The following is a 24,084-nucleotide window of genomic DNA, read 5'->3' as shown; positions in this document are numbered from 1 at the left end:
GATTCCGTTAAATTGATTAACTTTGTAGAGGAACTTTTCAACTGCGAGGCGAAAAACATGACGGACTTGAAGGCTGAACACGAAATCGGTTTTTCTGAAGGCCGTGCCGAGGGCCGCGCCCAGGGTGCCGCAGAAGAACGCAAGAAGGCAAACGAAGAACGCCTCGAAATGGCCAAGGCCATGCTCGCAGAAGGCGACTCCATCGAAAAGGTCGCCCGCATCTTCAAGCTTTCCGAAAGCGAAGTTCTTGCTGTCCAGGCAAAGCCCGCGGCACAGAGCAAATAGCGCGTTCAACTCGCTTTTACTTAATATATCCTCAAAATACAGAAAAGGGCAGTCGTTTCTAATGAAACAGGCGATTTTTTAGTTATTTCGAATAGATTTTTGTATATTGTCCCCAACACCAGAAAGGGTGCTATTAGAAGATCGCTATCCGCGCAAGCGGGGCGATCTTTTTTGCTTTAAACGAGGTAAAAATGAAAGGAATGACTAAAGTGGAGACCCCCGCCGGGGGTGAAAACAAGGGGGAAATCGTGCTCTACCAGCCGGAGGGAGAGGTGCGGCTGGAGGTGCGGGTCGAAAACGAGACGGTATGGCTCACACAGGCACAAATGGCGGAACTATTCGACGTTCAGCGGCAAGCGATTACAAAGCACATCAAAAACATCATCGAAACCCATGAATTAGAGGAAACGGCAACTAGTTCCATTTTGGAACTAGTTCAAAAAGAGGGACGACGTCTAGTCAAGCGCCCGGTGACGTTATACAATCTAGATATGATAATTTCCGTAGGGTTTCGCGTTAATACACAACGAGGCATAAGGTTCCGACGCTGGGCAAATCAAGTCCTGAAAGATTACATGCTCAAGGGCTACGCCGTCCGTCAACGAAAAATTGCGACAGACTTGCAGATTGTAGACAGACTTCACGAACAGCGACAAATGATTGAAAATCAGGGGGCGGAAATCGCGGATGTCCGAAAATCTGTCGCCGAACAGGATTCCCGGCTTTCCGCAGTCGAGCAGCGAATAGATTTCTTTGTCAAGGCTTCCCAAACGCCAACTAGTGGCATCCTTACGACAGGGACGCGTTTTGACGGGCTAGTGTTGATTGCGGATCTCGTGAAGTCGGCAAAGCGTTCGGTCGTGTTTATCGACCCATTCGCCACCATCGAGGTACTTAAATTTGCCGCGATGCGCGCGAAAGGCGTGCAGGCGGTTGTTTATTCCGCGCGTATAACTCCAGAATTCAAGGAGGCCGTCGCACTGCACAACAAGCAGTATCCAGGCCTGGAGCCGAAGACGATGCGCACGATCCACGACCGTTTTTTGCTCGTCGACGACAAGGTGTATCACTTCGGAGCGAGTTTCAAGGACATGGGTAACGAGATGACTGCATTCAGCGTCCTGGACTTCATTACACCCGCAGAAGTCATCGAGAAAATCCAGGAAAGCATGAAAAGACCCCCGACCTAGTCGGGGGTGACAATCCTTTACCCAGCATACTTAGCCACCACATCCATTTTTGCGGACAGTTCAAAAATCTCGGGAAATTCGCGACGCATCGAGATGAACCCCCTGCGGCTAATAATCACGCAGTCGTGGAAAAGGATGTTGAGCAGGCGGCCGGCCGCCGCAAGCCCCTTCGCAAACTCGAAATCGTCCTTGGTAAAACGGAGATGGCCGCCCGTGTGGTTATAGACGGGCTCGGCCTTGAGGTCGCTGACCAGCCACGCGACACGCTCGGGGTCCGAGAGCGGGAGGCGCAGCGTCCCGAAAACGAACTTAGTCGACAATACCGCCGCCGCGACAACCTTCCATTGCATGCTTTACCTCCTGTTGCTTAGCAGCAAATAGCCGCATTATACGATTGCGGCAATCCAGGTTGTAGTCCTTGTGGGCATAGAGGGCCTCGATCACATGCGGGTTTCCCCTATCTGCAAGCCGGATGAGGGCGCAGAAATCCCTGATGTATTCCTTCGCCGCAGGGCAAGCCTGTTCCGCAAGGGTTATGGCGCACCGCAGGCCACCCTCCCTGTGGGTATTCCTCAGCACGAAATCGATTGCGCGCTCGTCATGCCGCTGCGCAAAGAACAGGAGCATTTCCCAGCACTTCGGGTTATTGACCTCACGGATCAGGGCCTCAATCGCGCCGGCATCACCATCGCCCGCGAGGCTAATCACGATATCGAGAAAGGCATCCTCGTCCATGCGGCTAAACAGCGTCTGCCTCACGGTCGCGTTGCCGCGCCTGGCAAGCTGAATGAGTGCGAAGTCGTTCGAGAGCTTTTCGGGGTGCTGGAGCATGCGCTCGATCTTCGCGGCGTCGGCATGTTCGTCGCTGTGACTCTTGCGCGTGTTGGCTTGGCCTACTTGCGTCGCGTAAGCCCTGCCGTTCGTATCGACGAGTTTTATCTGGTATGTCATTCGTGTGGACCTCCTATCTATTATCGCTACATAACGCCGCAATGTCAAATATTTTTTCGTGCCGGAGTTTTTTTTGTCAGGGTGTTTTACATTATCGCTCCTTTTGGCGATAATAAAACTGCAGGACTGCCGTAACCGCATAATATCCATTTTACTTTCTTCCCGCAAGAATCGATAAAGACTACGGAGACTTTATCAAGGAGCGTCTATGGCCTCAGCTTTGGGTTTACTCGTCATCGGGATTATCGCCGTGGCAGTCGTCTGCATCGCCATCAAGATAATTGTCGCGCTGCTGCCGGTCGGCCTGGCCGTCGGCGTAGTCGGCATACTCGGCCTCGCCTTCTGCGACAACACCTGTGCAACCCAAAGCGAGCCCGTGAAAACGCACGTTGAGAAAATCGATAAGTATGTCGAAGATGTCAAGGACGCAGCCGAAGACGTCGGCAACAAGATCAATGAATACGTCGAAGACGTCCAGGACGCCATCGAGGAAATTGACGAATTTGACGAAATTGACGCAATAAAAGACAAAATCGAGCAAAAAACCGGCAACATCCAGCAAAAATACCACCAGCAGATTCGTTCCATGACACGGCAGAAACCCGATGTCAATCTCGAAGACATCCTCCCCGAACTCGACTCCGCGATATCTGTGGTCGTGTGGGCATACTGCGTAGCCTCGGGCGACGAGAATTTCAAGCCGCTCGTCACGAGCGCGAACGACTACGAGGGCCATTCGGCAAAGTCGGCCCACTATTCCGGCGCCGCCGTCGACTTCCGCATCAAGGATATGGGCAGCCTCGCCGACCGCAAGGAACTCGTGGCCCTCATCCGCGAGGAACTGGGGGACCGTTTTACGGTTCTGCACGAAGACATCGGCAAAGCCAACGAGCACCTGCACGTGCAGTTGCGCAGCGGAACATACGACAAGACCGTAGCGTTCAACAAGCAAGAAACCACGGTTTTCTAAGAAAAAGGAGGCACGCATGGCTTACATGAACATCCTGGGGTTTTTCGGGCACGAATGGATTACCAAGGCACATGCCGACAGGATTCTCGAGGATATCCCCGAACTCGAGGAAAACTGACATGCAGGAATCATTCCGTTCATTCAACAAGCGAATCAATGCAGGCCTGCCGCTCATCAGCGACGAGGAAAAGGTATTCGAAAGCGAAGAAAAGGAAATCCAGGCGATTCTGGACCGGCGCCGCGAGCGTCGGGAGAAGCTCCTGTGGAAAAGCATCCCCCTCTTGGCAAGAAACTGGAAACTCTTCTGCAAGTACCCGAAACTGTACAATATCCCGATAGACTTCGTATTTTTCGGTGACTTCTTTGGTCCCGAGATGTGGTGGGAGAATCCATACCCCAGCCGCCCCCTAGGCGGGCTCGTGGCCGCATGGAAAACGGAAACCTGCCAGTTGACATGCCCGCATTGCCAGGGCAAGGCATTTCTCGTGCCGCGGCACCTTCCCGAGCCCCTCCTTTCATTCGGGAGCGATGATTCCACTCCCTATTATATATACTGCGAAAAATGCGGCAAGATTATTAATTGGTACGATTTCGATACCGAGATAAGCGAAAAAAACTCGAAGTTCGAGCGCATCATGAGCCAATGGAACAAGCGGGCAGAACCTGCGGTACCTCCCCTGCAGTTCGAACACGCGGTACACTTGCTCTCCCTGTACGAGGCTAGCGGGGAAGAACCCGATGAATTTGAGCACGCTGTTCACGGGAATCGCCATAAGGCGCCAAACCCGGAAATGCCCGAGTATTGAGAGCGCCCTGAACGTGACGTTATTTGTCGCATAGGACTGCTATATTTATAATAGAACGAAACAGGAGGAACCCGATGAGTAGCCAGGCGAAAGTAAACATATTTTTACAACCTCTTCGCAAGAAAATATGTTATATTACCGCTCACGTTATGAGTAGATTTTTTGATTTCTCTCGACCCCTCCCCTCAAAAAAATTTCCGACAAACCTCAAATTGACAGATTCTGTCAATCGCAAATGCTATATTTGTGGTATGCCGACCTCTAGCATCTCATCGAGCCTGCTTGCATAGCCCTCCGGGCTAACATCTTACATCACTTTTTGTTGTGAAGCCAACCCTTTGCTTTTGTGAAGGGCTATGGCCGTCTCCACCCCCAGCCCCTTTGCGGAGAGCAAAGGGGGCGCCACGCCACCCTTAAAAGGAGTCGTTATGACAAACAAGACCCGCCCCGTGTTCCACGCCGAACGCGAAACCGAAGCCCTGATCACCATCGCCCAGGACTCGACCAAGCACGCAAACATCCGTCTCGGAGCAACAAGGATGCTCTGGGACATCTACGGGGACTACTTCCTCGGCCTCATGGCCGCAAAGTCCCGCGCACTGAACTCTGACTGGAGCCTCCAGGGGTTGAGCGACAAGGATCGCGGCACGCGCATCTCGGGGCAAGTGTTCACCGTGTTCTGGAATACGGTCCAGAAGTTCGACCTGGACATGGGCGTCAACTTCATGGCCCACCTTACCAACATGGGGAAGTTTGACCTCAAGACGGCAAAACGCGACAACTCCAAGAACACCGAGCGCATGGTGTTCGTTGATTTCTCGTACGAAACACGCTCCAACAAGAAGTCCAACGACCCGGAAAAGGACGAAGAGGGCATCATGTGCGCTATCATCAACGAGATTTCCTCGAAGAACACGTTCGAAAAGAGGGCATTCCACATCCTTGCCATCGAGGCGACCAAGAGGGCAATCAGCGGCAAGAAGCGCCTCCTCGAGTACCTTACTGTCGCATTCAAAGTCTGCCACGAATGCCCCAAGGGCTACACCGATGTCGAAGTCGCGGAACACATGAAGATTACCAGGGCGCAGGTGGGCAACCTCCGCCGTCAAGTGCTCGAGTTCCTCGAGCGCGCGGGCCTGATCGCCAAGTACCGCGGAATTCTCGCCGCATAGTTTTTCTAAATTTGGGCGCATGGCAGAAAAGAAGAAGATTCTCGTGATGGTCGCAAGCCCGAAGAACGAACGCAGTGGGACGCTTATCCCCACGAAGGCGTTCGTGCAGGGGCTCGAAGAGAACGGCGACTACGAAACCGAGTACCTCTTCATCGACCGCCTGAATATCAAGCCCTGCCGCGGGTGCCTCAGCTGCTGGGGCCGCCCCGACGGAAGCTGTTTCATCAAGGACGACGACATCCCGATGGTGCGCGAGAAGCTCATCAACTCGGATATCGTCATCTGGAGTTTCCCGCTGTTCCTGTTCAGCATCCCTGGGCAGATGAAGGTCCTGATGGACCGCATCGTGGGCATGGTCCACCCCTACATGGGCCAGAAGCTCAAGGATGGCGCGAACGCACTCAACTCGCACCTGCACGGGCTCCAGTTCCAGAAAGAAGGACAAAAGATCATCCTGCTTTCGAGCTGTGCCTGGATGGATATTGACGTGGTGTACGAGCCTATCCGCAAGCAGTTTGATATTATCCTCGGGCACGAGGGATACACGCTCATCGCCTGCCCGCAGATGCGCGCGCTCGACCACCGCGGTGGCCCGCGCCGCCTCGCCATGCTGCGCGAAAAGTACAGGAAGGGCGGCGAGGAACTCGCCAAGACGGGTTCGCTTTCTCAAGAAGCAATCGATTTAATGCAGAAGCCCATCTTCAGCGACGACGCTTACGTGACTCTCGTGACCGAGTTCGTCACGCACATGTTCGACCGGCCGGACAACTTCTAGCAATCTAGCAGACCAAACTGCCCTCTCATCCCCATTTGGTCCGCTTTTTTACGCACAAAGTAATCGTTTTTCTCCCTTTTCCCAGAGCAAACGGCCAAAAAGAAACTCATTTAACGCAAATGTTGCGCAGAACAGCCCCAGAACGCACCTTCGTTTACAGACAACTTAATTTTTAGCAGACCAAAACCATAATTTTCACGCATTTAGTCTGCTTTTGGGCAAAAAACGTCCTGCCGGAGTGCTGCGGCTTTTGAAAAACAGAAAACCCTTGGCGAGCGGCCTTGCAAAAAAAAACGCCCCGCAGCGCACCTGACAAATAGCAAAATGCCCCGCCGAGTGGCGAGGCATTTCGTTGTAAAGCGTTTCGCAGATTAGCGCTTGCTGAACTGGAAGTGCTTACGGGCCTTCTTGCGGCCGAACTTCTTACGTTCAACGGCACGGGCGTCACGAGTCATGAGGCCTTCCTTCTTGAGGGCGGGCTTGACTTCGGCGTCGTTGGCCACGAGAGCGCGGGCAATGCCCAGGCGGACAGCACCCATCTGGCCGGCGATTCCACCGCCACGAGCGGTGACTTCGACGTCCCATTCTTCCGCGTTGCCGAGGATGGCGAACGGAAGGTTGGCGATCATGTTCTGCACTTCGGAATGGAAGTAATCCTTGAAATCACGACCATTGATAGTGCGCTTGCCGGTACCCGGCTTCAGGATCACAGCGGCGATGGCGTTCTTGCGGCGGCCCGTGCCACGGTAGATCTTCTTGTTCTTTGCGGTAGCGATAGAGGTATCCTCCGTTCTAAAGATTAGAAGTCAACGACTTCGGGGTTCTGCGCAGCGTGCGGATGTTCGGCGCCGGCATAGATTTTGAGTTTCTTAACCATCTTGTGGCCAAGAGCGCTGTGAGGGAGCATACCCCAGATAGCAGCGGTCAGCGGGGCGGTCGGGTCCTTCGCCATGAGGTCGGCAAAGTTGATCCAGCGTTCGCCGGCGATGTGACCGGTGTGACGGAAGTATTCCTTCTGCAGGTTCTTGTTACCGGTAACGGCAACCTTGGCGGCGTTGATGACAACGACGAAATCGCCAGTGTCGACGTTCGGGGAATAGATGGCCTTGTGCTTGCCCATGAGGAGACGAGCAACTTCGCTTGCAACGCGTCCCAGGGGTTTTTCCGCAGCGTCCACAAGCTTCCACTTGCGGGTGACGGACTTCGGGTTTACCGTAATGGTCTTCATGTAAATCCTCTAGTTAATGGAATTCCTGGGCAGGGGTGCCCCGGAAAAAGCGATACAAATATAGATGGTTTCGGCAAAGCCGACAAGGGTAAAAAAGTCAAATTTTCGAGAAAAGTCCGAAAAATACGGGTTTTAGACTCTACCAATTATATGAATTGATATAATTATATAAACATTTTGGAAGAAATTTACCAATGGATACCCTTGCCTTGCCATGCAAGGCTGCGGTATGACGTCTGGCAAATCCCTCGCCAATTCGTGGCTCAGGGTGACGTTATGCGCGGGGCTTGGAGGGGCGCTTCTTGCGGATGAACGCGAGGGCCTTGCTGCGGCGGCGGGCAGTTTCCTGCAGGTTCACGGACTCGTCGTACTCGTCCACAATCTCGCGGCCGAGAATTTCTTCCAGCACGTCCTCGAGGCTCACGATGCCCGCGATGGCACCGAACTCGTCCACCACGCCCACCATGTGCCCGCGCTGCTTCAAGAACCGGAGCAACAGCTTGTCGAGCATCACGCTGTCGGGTATCAGCTGGAGGGGGCGCATCATTTGCCGGAGCGTAACGTCGCGCTCGCCTTCCGCAAGCCTGTTGTAGGCGTCGCGCCTAAGCACAATCCCAATCCAGGCATCCTTGTTCTCGGCGTACAGAGGGATGCGCGAGAACGGCCAGTTCCCGAGTTCGTCGATGGTCTCGCCGATGGTCTTGTCGGCAGGGAGGCTGAACACCACCTGGCGGGGAGTCATCACCTTGCGTGCAGGCACCGACTTGAGCGCAAGAATGTTCTTGATGACGGAAGCCTGCTGACGGTCGATAACCTCCTCGCGAAGGCCCAGACTCACAAGACTGTTGATGTCCTCGATGCTCACGTCCTTCTTTTCTTCGTCCTCGTGCGTCCAGTGCTTGGTAAGCGTGAGGCACAGCCATATGAGCCCGGTCCAGCCGAGAATCTTGGTGATGTAGTAGAACGGCACCGACACGAGCGGGGCGAACGTCTTCGCCTGCTTTACGCCGAGCGTCTTGGGAGTGATTTCGCCGAAGAGGAGAATGAGAATCGTGAGGACAATCGGGAGCGCCATCGCACCGGTAGAGGAAAGACGCTTCACCGCGAGCGCCGTCGCAAGCGAGGCACCCACCGTGTTCGCGACCGTGTTCACGATTAGCACGGATGCTATGTAGCGGTCAATATTTTCCTTAACGTGCGTGAGGTACTTGGCCGTAAACTTCTTGTTCTTCTGCAGGAACTCAACCGTCGCAGGCGGCACACTATAGAAAGAAGCTTCCGTCACGGAACAGAACGCCGAGGCAGCAAGACAACAGAGGACTGTAACGACAATGGCTATCATTCGGCACCTTCCCAGAGCAGCGGGTCGAGGGCCCAGAACTGCACGCGCTCGGCACCGAGCACAAAGTCGATAAGCGCACTTGCCGAGGGATCCCGAATGATGTTAGAGCCGCCGGTAAGAATCGGGATTAACTCGATATCGTTACCCTCGCCAATATTCGCACGCTTGCGGGCCTCCTTCAGAGCAGCATCCAGGCCGCCCAGGCCCTGCACCAGCCCGTACTTGTAGGCCTTCTCGCCAATAAACACGCGGCCGCCGCCATACGAGGAATCCACCTTCGCGCGGGCGATGCCTGTAGCACCCGAGACCACCTTCACAAAGCGCTCGTAGAACTCGTCCATGTACTGCTGGAGGGCGGCCTTCTCCGCATCGGTCCACGGGCGCGTGAAGGTTTCCGCATCGGCATGCTCGTGCGTCTTTACCGTCTCCGCCTTCAGGCCCACCTTGCTCATGAGTCCGGAGGCATCTATCTTGCCACCGTAAATGCCGATGCTCCCAACTATGGAATACGGCTCGGCGAAAATCGCGTCGGCGGCACAGGCAATGTAGTACGCGCCCGAGGCCCCCATATCGCCAATGCTAGCAACCACGGGGATTCCACGCTTCTTGAGTTCCATGATGGCACCCCAGATCTTGTCCGACGCAATCGCGCTGCCACCCGGAGAGGAGATGCGTATCACGAGCGCCTCGGCACTGCCCGGCACGCGACGCAGAGCCTCGGCAACGCTCTGTTCCATACCCGCATCGATGGTACCGTCGATGTTCAGGAGCGCAATGCGCGAACGCTGGCGCCATGTCTCGTCAAAAATCTTGCGCGAAGTCGGGTACCAGTCGCTGTAGCGCGCCTGCGGGGCGTCCACATCGAAGAACGACTTGAGCGCGTATGCCGGCACCTGGTCCAGGTACAAGAGCGTATCCACGAGCCCCGCCCGCACAGCCGCGGACGCAGAAACCACCGGGGTAGACGCCAGCGAATCGAGGGTGCGTTTGACCCCGAGGGACTGGCGCGTGTTCCGCACCGCAACCATAGAGGTGACGGACTGCCAGAGGTCGGTGTAGAGTTCCTTCCGGTTCTCGCGCGCCTCGGTAGACATCGAGTCCGCCACATAGGGTTCCACCGCAGACTTGTAGGCACCGTGCTTGAGGAATTCCACCTTCACGCCAATCTTGTCCAGCAGGCCCTTGTAAAAGAGAGAATTCCCGCCGAGCCCGCGCCAAGTCAAGTGAGCAGAAGGTTCTGCCACAACGCGGTCGACAGAAGCAGCCGCCAAAAGTACAGACAAACGAATATCATCCACGTAGGCGACCACCTTCGAGCCGCGCGCCCGCAGGGCCATCACCATACGGTTGATTTCACCCGAGACGCCAAGGTTTCCGCGGTAGCCCGAAAAGTCGAGAATCACGAGGCCCGCAGACGGGTCGCGCATCAAGTGCTCGAACAAGTTGCGCACCTTCGAAAGCGCGATATCGCGTTCACCGATAAACGGCAGGCCCTCGCTCTTTTCCACCACGTCGGTATTGAGAGGCACGCGCACAATCTGCGCAAAGCGCGACGCCTGCGGGTTACGCGACGAATGGTAGCCGATAGCGCCACCCTTCGGCAGGTAATCGTCGAACACCGTCAGGGCAAAGTCGTAGTTGCCGCCAATTGACGTCGATACCGTGAGGCGCCATTCGTCGTCGCCGTAAAGGGGCATCTGGAAAGCGAAGCGGAACCCGTAGAGCCCTAGTTCCAGGAGGAGCCTGTGGTTCTCGAAATCCTCCCAGTCGTAGCTTACCGCAAGGTTGCGGCCAATGCGGAGGGTAGCACCGAAACTATGGATGCGGTCCTGCGACTCCGGCCCCAGGTAAAGCAAGTTTTCGCAGGTGTAGCCCAAAGAAAGCCAGTTGAAGGGGCGAACCAGAAAGCCCTGGTCCAGCGTCCATTCCGTACCCTCGAAATCCGCACTGCGAAGGGCCTGCACGCGCGTACCCCAGAAAAGCAGGCGGTCGAACATCGGGAACGAATACGTGGCACTCCAGCGGGCCTCATCGAAACCCTCGCCGTCGGTGCGGTAATCGAAACCGACGCCGAGCCTCTCCAGGTTCGCACCCGCACGCAAGGCGGACACGTTGTCATCGAACTGGTAGCCGAGCAGCACGCCCTTCGAATCGAACGCCGAAAGGGACGCCGGGTTGCCGAAAATCCCGTGGCCGCCATCCTGCGACACGAAGCCCGATTCGCCCGGAATGTAGGCGAAAGAGGCGCAAACGGCCATAAACACTAATGCAAAAAACTTTCTCATTGCAAATATTTTAGCAATTTTTCACACAAAATAGAACTACTTTCCAAACTCAAACCTTGAATAAACGCCAATCGTGTGGCCCGTTTCCATCCCAAACAAGTAGCCACGGTTCATTTCGTAAAAAAGCGCTACCCCGATAGAGTTCCCCAAAACAGAGAAATAACGAGCGGCATCAACCCGCATTTTGAATCCACGGTAAAGGTCGTCCATTTCTCTGTATTTCTTTTCAAGATTCATATTTCGCGACTTCTGCACACGCCATCGATATAAAAAGACATAGTCAAACTTCCACCCAGAATAGGCATCATGATCCCATAAAAATTTCCAGGAAACAGAACCTTTCAGACCGAATTCATCGCCAGGCTGAAAGTTCCGCTCTTCCAAAAAAGTAAAATACTCAGCGGCCATGCCAAAGACCATGTTCCTAGAAAAATCATAAATACCAAACGGAGAAATGCTAAATCGGTGAAAGCGGTTCTCGCGGCCCCCTTCGCGCGGAGGGAATCGCCAACCCGCATCCACGCCCCCAAAAGGGAACGGCATTACCTTCATACCCAAGTACGATTCATTAAGTCCATTTACCTGCAGGTTTACCATTTCGTGGACCTGGTCATGCAGCATTGTGTCCCATTCATAGCTAACCAAGCGGTAGGCAAAGTCTCCATAGATGCTAAAACAATTGCAAGGAGCAAATTCGCCAGCCAGGTTCAGGTCGGCACTATATACATCATCATGCAGTTCCGCAAGACCACCGAACTGAACAAAACTCCCTGGAGCGCGCACCGGCGAGACGGTCTCGCGGGCAAAAAGCGAAGCCGCACCGAAAAAGCACACAAAAAACAGCGTATTTTTAAAAAAAACAGACATTTTAATTGACTCAAAATTTAAAAAAATATCCTGAAGGCTATTTTTTCTATATTAGGCATATACAAATCTACTATGGTATTTTTATATGGCAGCGAAATCCAAAAAAGAAGAAACGGATATTTTTGACCTTCTGAAAGACCTGGTCAAGAACTGGCACATCATGTTGCCATGCATCATCTTATCAGGCATCATGGGTGTATTCGCCGCAATGTGGATTAGGCCCGTATACCAGGCAGACGCCTTAGTGCAAATAGAAAATAAGACCAACAGCGGAATGATTGGCGCAATGATGGGCGGTCTGGGAAGCCTGTTTGCCAACTCCAGCCCCGCTGAAACAGAAATTGAACTTATCAAGAGCCGCCAAATTATCGGTGACGCCATCGATAAGATGCATCTGCAATACTACGCCATTCCCACGAATATCCTTCAAAGGATTCTTCACAAGGAAGGGCGAATGGAATTGCACAAACTCGAAATTCCATGGAAGAACTTTCCCAAGAAAGAAATCGGCAAGCCTTGGTTTGCAGTCGTCAAAGACAGCCTTACATTCGACGTCCTCGACCACAACAAGAAAAAAATCTTCACGGACTGCCACGCAGGCGAAACATATAAAGCCCCCTATGCAGGCGACACCGTCACTTTCAGTGTCTACAAAATGGACGTGAAGAAGGGACAACGATTTGAGCTGTTCAAAATCGACAGGCTTGACGCAATCGAGGCATTCAAGGGCGCATTCGACATCCAAGACAGGGGCAAGAAAACCGGAGTCCTAGAATTCAGCTACACAGACATCTATCCCGACCGCGCCACTGCAATATTGAACGAGATTGCCAACAACTATTTGCGTCAAAACGTGGAGCGGAGTAACATCGAAGCGCAAAAAACGCTCAACGTCCTAGAAGAGCAGTTGCCCGAAATCAAGGCCCAAATGGACAGCGCAATGCACCGTTTCAACACCTACCAAAAGCAGGTCGGTTCCGTAGATATCAACGCCGAAACAAGACTTGTTTTGGAACGCCGCAACAAGCTCCAACAGGAACTCTTCAATCTCCAGCAAAAGAAGCAAGATGCCATCCGTCTGTTCCAGCCAGAACATCCGACCATTAAAACTTATGAGGAACAAGAAAACGCCATCAAGCGCGAATTAGCAAACAACGGCACGGAATCCAAGCGGCTCCCGACAAAGCAGCAAGAAGTACTCAAACTAAGCAACGAAGTGGAAATGGCAAAAGTCACGTACACCTCGCTACTAAACAACATCCAGCAGTTAAAACTGGTTTCGGCAGGCGAGGCGGGTACCGTGCGCATTATCGATTATGCAGAAGCGCTACCCTACGCCATAAAGCCCAAAAAGAAAATGATTATCGGTGTAGCGCTCTTTTTGGGAATCCTGTTCGGCATAGCACTTGTTTCCGTAAGACGCAAATTCGGCGAAGGGGTTCGCGACCCCGACCTTCTCGAACGAGCTACCGGACTCAGCGTTTACGCAAAAGTCCCCAAGACCAGCATCAAAACGACTGTTGATACAGTCCCTCTCGCCGTATCCAATCCGAACGACGTTTCTATAAAAGCGCTTCAAGCGCTTCGCAGTTCTCTTGAATTCCTTATAAGCGAAGGGGCCTCCCCCATTGTCGGGATAAGCAGCCTCGCTCCTGGCGCCGGACAAGTTTTCATTTCCGAAAACCTAGCTTCCCTATTTGCAATCTCCGGGAAAAAGACCCTGCTTGTAGATGCCGACCTCCGTAAAGGGCACTTAGCCAAAAAAATCGGGATTGACGGTAATACCGGGCTATCCCAGATACTCTTGCACAACGAGCCCATTGACAGCGCAATCTGCAAGACAACCGTGGAAAACCTCGAACTAATCCCCTGCGGAGAAACCCCCAGCAATCCCGCAGAGCTCCTTAGTTCTAAACGGTATTTGATGGTTATCGAAGAACTCGCAAAGAGATACGACCTGGTTGTCATAAACACGCCGTCCCTTGCTCTTGCAGCCGACGCGATATCCGCATGCCGTGCAGCATCGCAAATCGCAATGGTCCTCGAAAGCAAAAAACACAGCATTGAGGCCATCAAAAATGGCGCCGCTCAGTTGCGCATGAGCAATGCAGATGCTCACGTCAGTGTTGTACTCAACAAGTGCTAATTTCTGAACGCATGCAATGGAATCGATGTTTCAGTGGCCGGCGTTCATTTTTGTTTGTACTCTGCTTTGTTCCTGCGTATGGAACGAACCAGAGAGCAATCCTGAATTTCTAACGCTGGATGATTCGGAATACCCCTATGCAGGCATTCCGCGACTAGTCATTGAAACTGAAGACTTCGCCCAAATCCGCGACCGAGAAACAAAAATTCCCGCCAAGTTGCAAATCTACGGAATAGACTCTCCCGAAAGCGCCGTACTAGACCTGACCATCAAGGGAAGAGGCAACTCCAGTTTTACCGGAATGCCCAAACCCAGCTACAAAATTGAATTCGAAAAAAAGCAAGATTTTTTTGGCATGCCCAAGGACAAGGACTGGGCCCTCATCGCCAATTCTGCCGATAAGACACTCCTCAAGAACTTTATCACTTATAAACTTGCAGGATGGCTCGGCGACGAATATACCCCGCGCAGCCATTTTGTTGAACTTTACCTGAACCGCCAATACCAGGGAGTATATCTGCTGACTGAAACAGTCAAAGTAGGCAAAAACAGGGTAAACATACCCAAGGAAGAATTCAGCTATCTCATTGAGTTCAGCTCAACCGAACATCCAAACGAAATTCATGTCATTACCAAAAGAGGCAACAACTTTCACGTAAAGTACCCAAAAGATCCTTCAGACTCAACGCTCAACGTCTTGCGGCAACAACTTATCAACTGGGAGTTTTTTCTGTACCATGAAGCCAATCCCGATGACACAACTTATAGAGAACGCATCGACATTGACGACTATATCCGGTACTACTGGATCCAGGAGCTCTCCAAAAATTTTGACGGGGCGTTCCGCAGGAGTATCTTTATCACCTGGGAACGCGGCATGCCAATGAAACTCGGCCCCGTCTGGGATTTTGATGTCGCCTATGGTAATTGGGAAGTTGACTCCCTGCGTACGCCCACAGACTGGTACGTCAGATCATCTGAATGGAACAAACAGTTGCTGCAAATTACCGAAGTGAAGGAAAAAACGGATTCTTATTGGAACGCAAACGAGCCCTTCTTTAGAACCCTGCCGGATTCGATCCGCAAATACGCCAAGGAACTCTCCCCGGCAGCAAAAAACGAGTTCAAACGCTGGCCCGTACTCGAAAATACAGAAAACTGGACATATAAAGAGGCCTATGGTAGTTACGGCGAAGCCATCGACTCATTAAATAGCTGGATTAAGCAAAGAATAGAGTGGATTAACCACCATTTGTAAAAAAAAAGTTACATGAATTCTCAGAGCGTTATTTGTGTATCTTTATGAGTAGCGCATAACCACCTTTCCCAGCACAAGGACGACGACCATGAAAAAACTCCCTAAGATTTCCACATTCCTGCTTGCCGCCGTTCTTTTTGCTGCGTGTTCCGATTCCGACAATCCGAGTAGCAACGCCTCCAACGACAATGAGGAAATTTCCTCCAGCAGCATGGCCGAGTCCTCTTCCAGCGAAGCCCTAGAAACCTTTACCGATTCGCGTGACGGTCAATCCTACAAAATGGTAAAAATCGGTGAGCAAACCTGGATGGCAGAAAACCTCAACTACGAGACCAGCAACAGTTACTGTTATCTAGACGACACAACAAAGTGTTCTGAGTTTGGGCGGTACTATACCTGGAAAGAAGCACAGGAAGCATGCCCCTCCGGTTGGCATCTGCCCGACACGACAGAATGGAAAACATTACTAGAGGCTGTCGGCGGCGCAAGCGTTGCTGGAGAAAAGCTCAAGTCAACCAGCATGTGGCAATATAATGCCGGCACAGATGACTTCTCTTTCACGGTCCTTCCCGCTGGAGAGAAAGGCTCCGATGGAGCGTACTACTATACAAAAACATCCCGCGAACACAGCAACGCCGGTTTTTGGAGCTCTGACAAAAGTACAGAAGACTATATAACTGACGAAGGCACCTACCATCACGAATTCTACATCTACCTGTGCATATCAGAATACGACAAAGGAGCCTACTTTGCTGCAGAAGAGTATTTTTGGTTCAATATTCGCTGCCTCAAAGACTAGGCCTTCATCCTTTCAGGAGGCCTTCTATGCAAAAATATTTGAAAATAGCCTTTTTCGCCTTCGCTTCTGCGATTCTTGTCGCCTGCAGCAACTCTGTTAACCCTAGCGACAGTGGTTCCGGCGACATCGGCAAAATCTCTGAACCCGCCGAAGAAACGTCTTCCAGCAGCATTATGGAGGAATCGTCTTCCAGTGGAATTCCCAGTTCGCTCACAGATCCGCGCGACGGACAAACCTACAAAGTTGTAACCATCGGTACACAGATATGGATGGCAGAAAATCTAAACTATAAAATGGATGACAGTTACTGCTACAAGAACGACGACAAGAACTGCTCCAAGTACGGAAGGCTCTATAAATGGGAATCGGCCCAAAAGGCCTGCCCCACAGGATGGCATCTGCCCACAAAAGCCGAATTTGATGAATTGACCAATGCTCGACTTGGAGGCGGCCGCTATTATGCTGCACATCAGTATTCATTTCTCACAAGCCAAGATTATTTTATAGCCATTCTCGCTGGTTTTAGAAAAGACGACGGAACATACAGCGGAGAAAATTCTTTTGCTCGTTTTTGGAGTTCTTCCGAGTATGACGGAGAATATAACGATAGCAAGGGAACCTTTTACACGCTTTACCTCAACAGCAGTCCCAACGTTAGCAATGCCGGTTACGATTTATATCTACCCAATAACGCACTTTCTGTCCGTTGTATCTTCAATAAATCCGCACCGAACGACAACAAGCCCTTAGAAACCTTTACAGATTCTCGAGATGGTAAAACCTATAAAATGGTAAAAATCGGTGAGCAAACCTGGATGGCAGAGAATCTCAACTATCAAACGGAGACTAGTTTTTGCTACAACGACGATACAACGCAATGCTCTGTATTTGGCCACTACTATAGCCGGGCTGAAGCTCTAAACGCATGCCCCGATGGCTGGCACCTCCCAAGCAACGAAGAATGGGACACTTTAATTGCAGAAGTCGGAGGTCCAGACAGTGCAAATGCAAAACTCAGATCTACAAACATGTGGGCATTAAGTTCCGGTACTGATGAGTTTTCTTTTAAAGTTCTTCCCTCCGGGTTTTGTCAAACCAATAGTAATGGCACTAAAGGTTGCAGCAGCTTCAATGATAATTTCCACTACTACGCCACAATTTGGAGCTCAGACGTATTCCTTATTGATGAACATGCACTTTTCACGACTGAATACTATTACTATCTAGAAATAGGAGGATCTAACACCCGTTTAGGAGCAGATTTTTATAAATCTTATCACCGCAACATCCGTTGCATCAAGGGAAACAAAACGAGCTCCTCTTCCGCAACCATTTCCAATTTTCCAATTGTAGAACCTTGCAAGACGGAATCAGAAGATCACTGCGAGTATGGCACACTGACTGACAAGCGCGATGGACAGACCTACAAGACTGTTAAGATTGGAGAACAATGGTGGATGGCAGAAAACCTGGACTATGCATACCTGCAACCAACTGCAGATCTTGATTCCAGCAGTTTCTATTATCACGATAATGTTCTCTTAGGACATAAGTATGATCCCGAGACCGAATCTTACTTGGAGTTTCCTTTAAAACCCGTTGGGCGCCTCTATTTGTGGAGTGCAGCAATGGATAGCGCAGGCTTATGGAGCACCGGCAGCAAGGGATGCGGAGAAGGATCAAGATGTACAGCGACATTCCCTGTGCAAGGAGTTTGTCCCGAGGGTTGGCACCTTCCAACCCGGGCAGAATTTGACACACTTATTGCTGCTGTTGGAGGAGAAAATATTGCGGGAAAAGCCTTAAAGTCATCCATAACTAAATCTAGTGATGAAGGCTTCTTTGGAGAAGAAGGTGTAACTATATGGGGTAACAGTAAAGGCAGTGACGCCTACGGTTTTGCAGCTTGTCCATCCGGCCAAAGATGCCCCTATAACTATTGCGGTGGCGAAGGTAGTATCTATGGCAGCATCGACGGAGAATATATTAATGCCAGTTTTTGGACATCTTCTGAACTTGATAGCACACATGCGTCCTTCATGCTACTGCGTGACCACGACGCAACAAGCTTAGTCACCTATCGTAAAGGCAATGCGCTGTCCATCCGCTGCATAAAAGACTAGCAGTTTCTATTTTCATTTTACTTGCGGGTCAATATGGCCCGCATTTGTTATATTATAGCCAGCCCCAAACCTTAGCCAGGGTAAAGGATTCATCACGATGGACTCACAGAATCTTCAAGACCACAAATTCATTCAGCTTGTCGAAGACCACTACAATCCGCTAGGCGTATGCCGCAGCCTTGGAGAAAAGGGAATCAAGCCCATCGTAATCCTGGTGACACACGGGAATGCGCCCTGCATGCTCAATCACAGCAAATACGTATCAAAATTCTACACCGTAGAATCCCTCGAAGAGGGCTATGACCTCCTCCTCAACAACTACGGGAACGAAGCCGTAAAACCGTTTGTCTTTTGCAGCGATGACAAAACCGAAAGTTTCCTCGACAATCGGTACGATGAACTGAAAGACAAGTTCATATTCTACAATGCGACAGAACAAGGGCGCATTACCCGGCAGCAAAATAAGGACGTCATCACAAATTTGGCCGTCGAAGCGGGATTGTCCATACCGAACAAGGAAATTGTAGACACGGGAACCCTGCCGAAAAAGCTCAAATACCCCATCATCACAAAGGTCCTGGCCTCCACAATGGGCGCCTGGAAGGATGATGTCCATATCTGCAATTCCGAAGCCGAACTACTCGAGGCGTACAAGAGCATCAAGTCGCCAAAACTTTGCCTGCAGGAATACATCCATAAAAAAGGCGAATTCTGCATGGAAGGTTTTTCCATCAACGACGGGAAGGACGTCTTTATACCCTTAGTATGCAATTACCAAAGGTACTACGACAACAGCTACGGGCACTACATGACGTTTTCTCCGTTTACCGACGACAGCCTGAAAAAGAAAATCTGTGCACTGTTTCAGAAAACGAAATACAACGGCATTTTCGAAATTGAATTTATGCGGGGGCCCAATGACGAGATATACTTCTTGGAGATAATCTTCAGGGCCTCTACCTGGAATTACGCCATGACTACGGGCGGCGGCAATCTGCCCTACTATTGGGCAAAATCCACCCTTCTGGGAAGAATTCCCTACGAAGAAATGCAGATTGCGACCGAACCATTCAATGCCATGGTCGAGCCGGAAGACCTGATCAACAACGTCTTTAAAAGCCGCACGGTAAAACTGTCCCAATGGATCAAGGAAGTCAAGAACTGCAAGTGTCATTACTACTACAATTCCAAGGACTCCGCTCCCTTCTGGGGATATGTAAGGTGGCGAATTCTGAGAAATATTACAAAACGACTGAAGCGTTCAAAATAAGTTCCTCGAATTAACTATTTTTAGGAAAAATCCATCTAAAAAAGAGTATCAATGGAACGGTGTCAGACAATTGTAATCGGCGGGAACCACCATAATACATTGGGGGTTATCCGTAGTCTTGGCCTTGCCGACACAACCGACATAAAACTCATTTTGGTTGGCAAAGACGATGATTTTGTATCTCGATCAAAGTACGTAAAGAAAAAGAACATCATCAAAATTGAATCCGACGAGAGTTTGCCCGCAACCCTCCTGAAAATTGGCAAGGAATCATCCACAAAGCCAGTCGTTATCTGCTCCAGCGACACAAGCATCAGCATCATTGACCAGAATTTCGATGAACTTTCCAAATATCTTGTTCTGCCTAACGCCAAAAATAAGCAGGGCGAAATTAATCGGCTGATGAGCAAGGAAGTGCAAAGCCAAATTGCCAATGAATGTGGTTTCGATATTCCTGAATCAATCAGATCTACAGATGTGGAAGCATTCAAGCGATGGTCGACTTTTCCATGCATCGTCAAGCCCGCAGAAAGCATCAACGGTTCCAAAAGCGACATCAAAATATGCCACACATCCGACGAGCTTAACATCGCGATGCAGGAATTTAAGGACAAGGAATTCCAATTACAACAATTCATAGACAAGTCCGCCGAATTCCAGCTTATAGGGTGTTCACTTGATCATGGGGAAAAATGCCTGATCCCCGGTTACACGTCAATTATTCGCCAGCCTGATAATACAAACACAGGATACCTACTCTACAAGGGAATGGACGAATTTCTTTCAAAGGAATTCCTCAACAAGGCCCATCAGTTTTTAAAAAGCATCGGTTACGAAGGACTCTTCAGTCTTGAATTCCTGAGGGACAAAAATGGCAAGGACTTCTTCATGGAAATCAACATGAGGAACGACGGGAACGCCTTCTGCGTCACCATGTCGGGAATAAACCTACCAAACCTGTGGGTGCGCCATGGCGTAAATAATATCGAAGCCGCAGAAAAGGCGGTTGTGCGTCCAACGCATTTCATGCCCGAATTTGACGACTTACGAGTAGCCATGCACAAAAAAGTGAGTATTTTCACCTGGCTGAAACAATGCATCAAGTCCGAATCGCATGCAGTCTTCTTCGCCAAAGATCCCTCTCCGTTCTTTTACCGGCTTTTTTCCGAATCAATGCGCATTTTCAAGAAGAGTTTTACGGCATCCTAACACATTGTGTTCCTATAGATGAATTATGTCCCTGAAAAAAATCAAACACATGCTAGAAGAATCCGAGTGGAAACTCGGGATTCTCTTGAATGGCTATGATGACCTGAAGACAAACCGGGTCAAATGGATTAGTAACGGCATCTACACGAACAAGTGGTTTGCGGACCCCTTCATTCTTGATTTCGATGACAAGCAAATCACCCTGCTTGTAGAGGAATTCGACTATTCAATCCATCGCGGACGCATTGCAAGGCTTGCTATCAATCGAGAATCGTGGACCATAACCGACTGCAAGATTATTCTCGACCTGGAAACGCACCTTTCCTTCCCTATGATCTGGAGAGAAGACGGACACGTATATGTATGTCCCGAGAACTACCAGTCTGGTGGATGGAACCTATACGAGTACAAGGAAAGCGCAGACTCGTTAGAATTCATCAAACAGATCCTGCCCGAAAAACTTACTGACGCGACCCTGTTTAAAGACGGCGCAGACTACTACGTGTTATCCACCTATGAGCCCACACCCAACGGGAGCAAGCTCACCCTCTGGAAATCCGACTCACTATTTGGCGATTTCTCGAAAACCGAGGAGAAATCATTCCCCGAAAATATAGCCAGGAACGCAGGGGCGATATTCCTCCACGAAGGCAGGCTTATCCGCCCTGCACAGGAATGCAATAAGTCTTACGGTCATGCCATTTCATTCCAGACCGTATCTATCAAACAAGGCCAATTTGAATTCCAAGAGGAATTCAGGTACTATTCCACGCACCCCAAATACCAGCGTGGTACCCACACGTTCAACACATACAACGGACTTGCCGTCATTGACGTACACAAACTACGATTTCCCTTCTTGGGCGGGCTGTATATCGGCTTTAAAGACCTGCTCGTGAAACTACACCTGAAAAAACCTTTCGAGATCAAATAATGAACATAGCGCACATCGTATGGGGGCTTGGCATTGGTGGTGTGGAGTCTATGTTGGTCGATATAGCCAACTATCAGGCACAATCACACACAGTAAGCATCATTGTCATCAATGACAACATCAGTTCATCGCTTGCAGACAAGCTAGATTCAAGAATTAAGCTTTATCCGTGCAAGCGCAAGGTCGGTACCAAGAACCCGCTGCCAATCATTCGTCTTAACCTAGACCTGCTCCGCATCAATCCCGACGTGATTCATATTCATATGGAGGGAATTGTCAGGCTCGTCCGAATCAAGCGAAAGGCAACAGTCGTTCGTACCATACACAACATCACCAGCATACCGAACGAATATCCAAAATTCGACAAGCTTTTCGCCATCAGCAAGGCAGTACAAAAGAGAACCCAGAACCAGGGATTCGAATCGGAAATCATTTATAACGGCATCCACTTCGACCAGATCAAATGCGACGCACATACACGCGGCACCCCTTTACGCATTGTAAATGTCGGCCGTCTGGAAAATGACAAGGGGCAGAAAGTTCTTATTGAAGCAGCAAAGGTTCTAAAGGAACATGGTGTAGATTTTTCCGTCGACTTCATCGGTAGCGGTAAAAACGAAGCCGAACTCAAGGAACTCACAAAAGAATACCGTCTCGAAGGCAAAATCAATTTTCTTGGGTTTCAATCCAGGACCTATGTTTACGAGAACCTCTGCCATTATGACCTGTACGTACAGCCTTCCATTTTTGAAGGATTCGGGCTCACAATCGCAGAAGCCATCGCGGCAAAGGTGCCCGTGATAACAAGCGACCTGGAAGGCCCAATCGAGGTCATTGACGGCGGGCACTACGGGATTCCATTCCAATGCGGCAATGCAAGTGATTTGGCTGAAAAAATTATGCTATTTTACAACAAGGAAATTACCATAGATACAGAAGCGGCCTGGAACTTTGCACACGAAAACTTCGACATCAATTCAGCAACCCAGAAATACCTGGATGCATACGAATCTCTCGCCCACCGGTAGATAATGGCAGACAAACGGGTAATCATATCTTCCCTTTTTTGGAAATTTTTTGAGCGAGCCGGAACACAGCTAATCCAGTTCGGCGTCACCATTGCCCTCGCAAGGATACTTGCCCCCAACGACTTCGGCCTAGTAGCGCTCATTGCCATCTTCATCAACATTGCTTCCGTCTTCGTCCAGAGTGGCCTCAACACGGCACTCATCCAGAAAAAAGATGCAGATGACCTCGATTTTTCATCGGTATTCTGGGCAAGCCTCGGCATCGCCGTAGCCACTTACACCATCCTATTTTTCGGCGCACCCTTCATTGCAGATTTCTACGAGCATCCATCGCTCACCGTTGTCATAAGAGTGCTTGCAATAACACTCTTTATCGATGTATTCAGTTCTATCCAGAACGCCTATGTCGCCCGCAACATGCTGTTCAAGAAGTTATTCTTCCGCAGCGTCGGCGCAATCATTCCATCGGGAGCAATCGGGCTTACACTCGCTTTCTGCGGGTTCGGTATCTGGGCACTAGTCGCCCACCAGTTCTGCAACGCATTCCTTGCGGTCGCCATCATGTGGTTTACCATTCCTTGGCGTCCTTCCTTCAAATTTTCCTTCACCCGGTTCAAGTCGCTATTCACCTACGGGTGGAAACTTCTCGTATCCTCCCTAATCGACGTCGTTTACACGAACCTTCGTGGCCTAATCATCGGCAAGTTCTTTTCGCCTGCCGATCTGGCATACTACAACAGGGGCGACACGTTCCCCTTCCTTATCGTAAACAACATCAACACGTCCATTGGCTCTGTGCTCCTCCCCTCCTTCGCCGCAGCCCAGAACGACATCGTCCAGCTCAAGAAAATGATGCGCAGGTCCATTATCACGAGCACGTTCATCATCACCCCCATGATGGCCGGACTTGCCGCCATGGCCCACCAGGTCGTTTTACTGATTCTCGGCGAAAAGTGGCTCCCCTGCGTCCCCTTCGTCCAAATCTACTGCTTCATGTACCTATTCTATCCGATACATACGACAAACCTTTCAGCCATCAAGGCTGTCGGACGAAGCGACGTATTCCTAAAGTTGGAAATCATCAAGAAGATTTGCGGACTTTCTCTCCTGATTGGCAGTTACTTCTATTTCAAGAGCCCCATAGGCATCGCCTACGGCGCTCTAGTTTCCACAATTCTCTGTTCCTTTATCAACGCGAATCCTAACAGAAAGCTATTAGGTTATGGATATTTAGAGCAAATCAAGGACATTTTCCCAACCTTCATATTGACGGTTCCCATGGGAATCGCAGTCTACGCTATAGGAACATCGGATATTCCGCTTTTACCACAATCAATTTTACAGGTTATAACAGGAATTCTCGTCTATTTTAGCATTGCTAAACTATTTAGGATGGAACGTTTTGACTATTTGGTCAAGACAGTCAAGGAATACCGAAAGAAATAA

At 50.5% G+C, this 24,084-nt stretch carries 22 protein-coding genes; 15 read left to right on the top strand and 7 right to left on the bottom strand.

Translation table 11 applies throughout. The features are described from left to right. Window positions 1-285, top strand: a 285-nt coding sequence (locus BUB22_RS07510) for a helix-turn-helix domain-containing protein (RefSeq protein ID WP_175547260.1), incomplete at its 5' end; no start/stop codon positions are given. 191 nt (window positions 286-476) lie between these two features. After that, complete coding sequence (locus BUB22_RS07505) at window positions 477-1,475, top strand: virulence RhuM family protein (protein ID WP_083535446.1); 999 nt, start codon at window positions 477-479, stop codon at window positions 1,473-1,475. Between the two features lie 17 nt (window positions 1,476-1,492). Here the strand turns inward: BUB22_RS07505 and BUB22_RS07500 are convergent, their stop codons facing one another. After that, complete coding sequence (locus tag BUB22_RS07500; RefSeq protein WP_083535445.1) at window positions 1,493-1,825, bottom strand: JAB domain-containing protein; 333 nt, start codon at window positions 1,823-1,825, stop codon at window positions 1,493-1,495. Further along, entirely contained in the window at window positions 1,785-2,426 is a 642-nt protein-coding gene (locus tag BUB22_RS07495) for a hypothetical protein (protein WP_073114579.1), read from the bottom strand. The genes BUB22_RS07500 and BUB22_RS07495 overlap by 41 nt, the downstream gene beginning before the upstream one ends. A gap of 208 nt (window positions 2,427-2,634) precedes the next feature. Here BUB22_RS07495 and BUB22_RS07490 point away from each other — a divergent pair, with 208 nt between their 5' ends. The 4 genes from BUB22_RS07490 (at window position 2,635) to BUB22_RS07475 (ending at window position 6,149) form a co-directional block, all read left to right on the top strand. Further along, window positions 2,635-3,396: a DUF2959 domain-containing protein gene (locus tag BUB22_RS07490; protein WP_139258832.1), complete on the top strand. Its 762-nt coding sequence runs from the start codon at window positions 2,635-2,637 to the stop codon at window positions 3,394-3,396. 119 nt (window positions 3,397-3,515) lie between these two features. Continuing rightward, a complete protein-coding gene (locus BUB22_RS07485) occupies window positions 3,516-4,202 on the top strand; it encodes a Lar family restriction alleviation protein (protein ID WP_073114577.1) in 687 nt (228 codons plus the stop codon). Window positions 4,203-4,630: 428 nt separating this feature from the next. Further along, on the top strand, window positions 4,631-5,374 hold the full coding sequence (locus tag BUB22_RS07480) for a hypothetical protein (RefSeq protein ID WP_073114576.1): 744 nt from the start codon (window positions 4,631-4,633) through the stop codon (window positions 5,372-5,374). 19 nt (window positions 5,375-5,393) lie between these two features. After that, window positions 5,394-6,149: a flavodoxin family protein gene (locus BUB22_RS07475; RefSeq protein WP_073114575.1), complete on the top strand. Its 756-nt coding sequence runs from the start codon at window positions 5,394-5,396 to the stop codon at window positions 6,147-6,149. A 371-nt stretch (window positions 6,150-6,520) separates the two neighbouring features. On the opposite strand, the gene rpsI is transcribed toward BUB22_RS07475, so the two are convergent. The 5 genes from rpsI to BUB22_RS07450 form a co-directional block, all read right to left on the bottom strand. Next, the gene (gene rpsI, locus BUB22_RS07470; RefSeq protein WP_072807869.1) at window positions 6,521-6,925 is read right to left on the bottom strand and encodes a 30S ribosomal protein S9; all 405 of its coding nucleotides are present in this window, start codon (window positions 6,923-6,925) and stop codon (window positions 6,521-6,523) included. A gap of 23 nt (window positions 6,926-6,948) precedes the next feature. After that, window positions 6,949-7,377: a 50S ribosomal protein L13 gene (rplM, locus tag BUB22_RS07465; RefSeq protein ID WP_072807868.1), complete on the bottom strand. Its 429-nt coding sequence runs from the start codon at window positions 7,375-7,377 to the stop codon at window positions 6,949-6,951. Window positions 7,378-7,651: 274 nt separating this feature from the next. Beyond that, window positions 7,652-8,719 carry a hemolysin family protein gene (locus tag BUB22_RS07460; protein WP_073114574.1) on the bottom strand — a complete coding sequence of 356 codons (1,068 nt, stop codon included), beginning with the start codon at window positions 8,717-8,719 and terminating at the stop codon, window positions 7,652-7,654. Further along, on the bottom strand, window positions 8,716-11,004 hold the full coding sequence (sppA, locus tag BUB22_RS07455; RefSeq protein ID WP_073114573.1) for a signal peptide peptidase SppA: 2,289 nt from the start codon (window positions 11,002-11,004) through the stop codon (window positions 8,716-8,718). The genes BUB22_RS07460 and sppA overlap by 4 nt, the downstream gene beginning before the upstream one ends. A gap of 36 nt (window positions 11,005-11,040) precedes the next feature. Further along, a complete protein-coding gene (locus BUB22_RS07450; RefSeq protein WP_073114572.1) occupies window positions 11,041-11,871 on the bottom strand; it encodes a hypothetical protein in 831 nt (276 codons plus the stop codon). Between the two features lie 85 nt (window positions 11,872-11,956). On the opposite strand from BUB22_RS07450, the gene BUB22_RS07445 reads away from it, so the two are divergent. The 9 genes from BUB22_RS07445 (at window position 11,957) to BUB22_RS07405 (ending at window position 24,084) form a co-directional block, all read left to right on the top strand. Beyond that, window positions 11,957-14,017, top strand: a complete 2,061-nt coding sequence (locus BUB22_RS07445) for a polysaccharide biosynthesis tyrosine autokinase (protein WP_073114571.1) — start codon at window positions 11,957-11,959, stop codon at window positions 14,015-14,017. A gap of 16 nt (window positions 14,018-14,033) precedes the next feature. Further along, window positions 14,034-15,275, top strand: coding sequence for a CotH kinase family protein (locus tag BUB22_RS07440; protein WP_073114570.1), 1,242 nt, complete (start codon window positions 14,034-14,036; stop codon window positions 15,273-15,275). An 88-nt stretch (window positions 15,276-15,363) separates the two neighbouring features. After that, on the top strand, window positions 15,364-16,074 hold the full coding sequence (locus BUB22_RS07435; RefSeq protein WP_073114569.1) for a fibrobacter succinogenes major paralogous domain-containing protein: 711 nt from the start codon (window positions 15,364-15,366) through the stop codon (window positions 16,072-16,074). A 26-nt stretch (window positions 16,075-16,100) separates the two neighbouring features. Further along, window positions 16,101-18,197, top strand: a complete 2,097-nt coding sequence (locus BUB22_RS07430; protein ID WP_073114568.1) for an FISUMP domain-containing protein — start codon at window positions 16,101-16,103, stop codon at window positions 18,195-18,197. 97 nt (window positions 18,198-18,294) lie between these two features. Continuing rightward, window positions 18,295-19,467, top strand: coding sequence for a hypothetical protein (locus tag BUB22_RS07425; RefSeq protein WP_073114567.1), 1,173 nt, complete (start codon window positions 18,295-18,297; stop codon window positions 19,465-19,467). Window positions 19,468-19,518: 51 nt separating this feature from the next. After that, the gene (locus BUB22_RS07420) at window positions 19,519-20,676 is read left to right on the top strand and encodes an ATP-grasp domain-containing protein (protein WP_073114566.1); all 1,158 of its coding nucleotides are present in this window, start codon (window positions 19,519-19,521) and stop codon (window positions 20,674-20,676) included. A 49-nt stretch (window positions 20,677-20,725) separates the two neighbouring features. Next, the gene (locus tag BUB22_RS07415; RefSeq protein WP_073114565.1) at window positions 20,726-21,610 is read left to right on the top strand and encodes a glucosamine inositolphosphorylceramide transferase family protein; all 885 of its coding nucleotides are present in this window, start codon (window positions 20,726-20,728) and stop codon (window positions 21,608-21,610) included. Further along, the gene (locus BUB22_RS07410; protein WP_073114564.1) at window positions 21,610-22,638 is read left to right on the top strand and encodes a glycosyltransferase; all 1,029 of its coding nucleotides are present in this window, start codon (window positions 21,610-21,612) and stop codon (window positions 22,636-22,638) included. The genes BUB22_RS07415 and BUB22_RS07410 overlap by 1 nt, the downstream gene beginning before the upstream one ends. 3 nt (window positions 22,639-22,641) lie before the next feature. Further along, window positions 22,642-24,084, top strand: a complete 1,443-nt coding sequence (locus BUB22_RS07405; protein WP_073114563.1) for a lipopolysaccharide biosynthesis protein — start codon at window positions 22,642-22,644, stop codon at window positions 24,082-24,084.

It is taken from the genome of Fibrobacter sp. UWCM, assembly GCF_900129735.1.
Classification (GTDB): domain Bacteria; phylum Fibrobacterota; class Fibrobacteria; order Fibrobacterales; family Fibrobacteraceae; genus Fibrobacter.
Note: the sequence above shows the minus strand (reverse complement) of the source record. Positions and strands in the feature narration are given on the sequence as shown.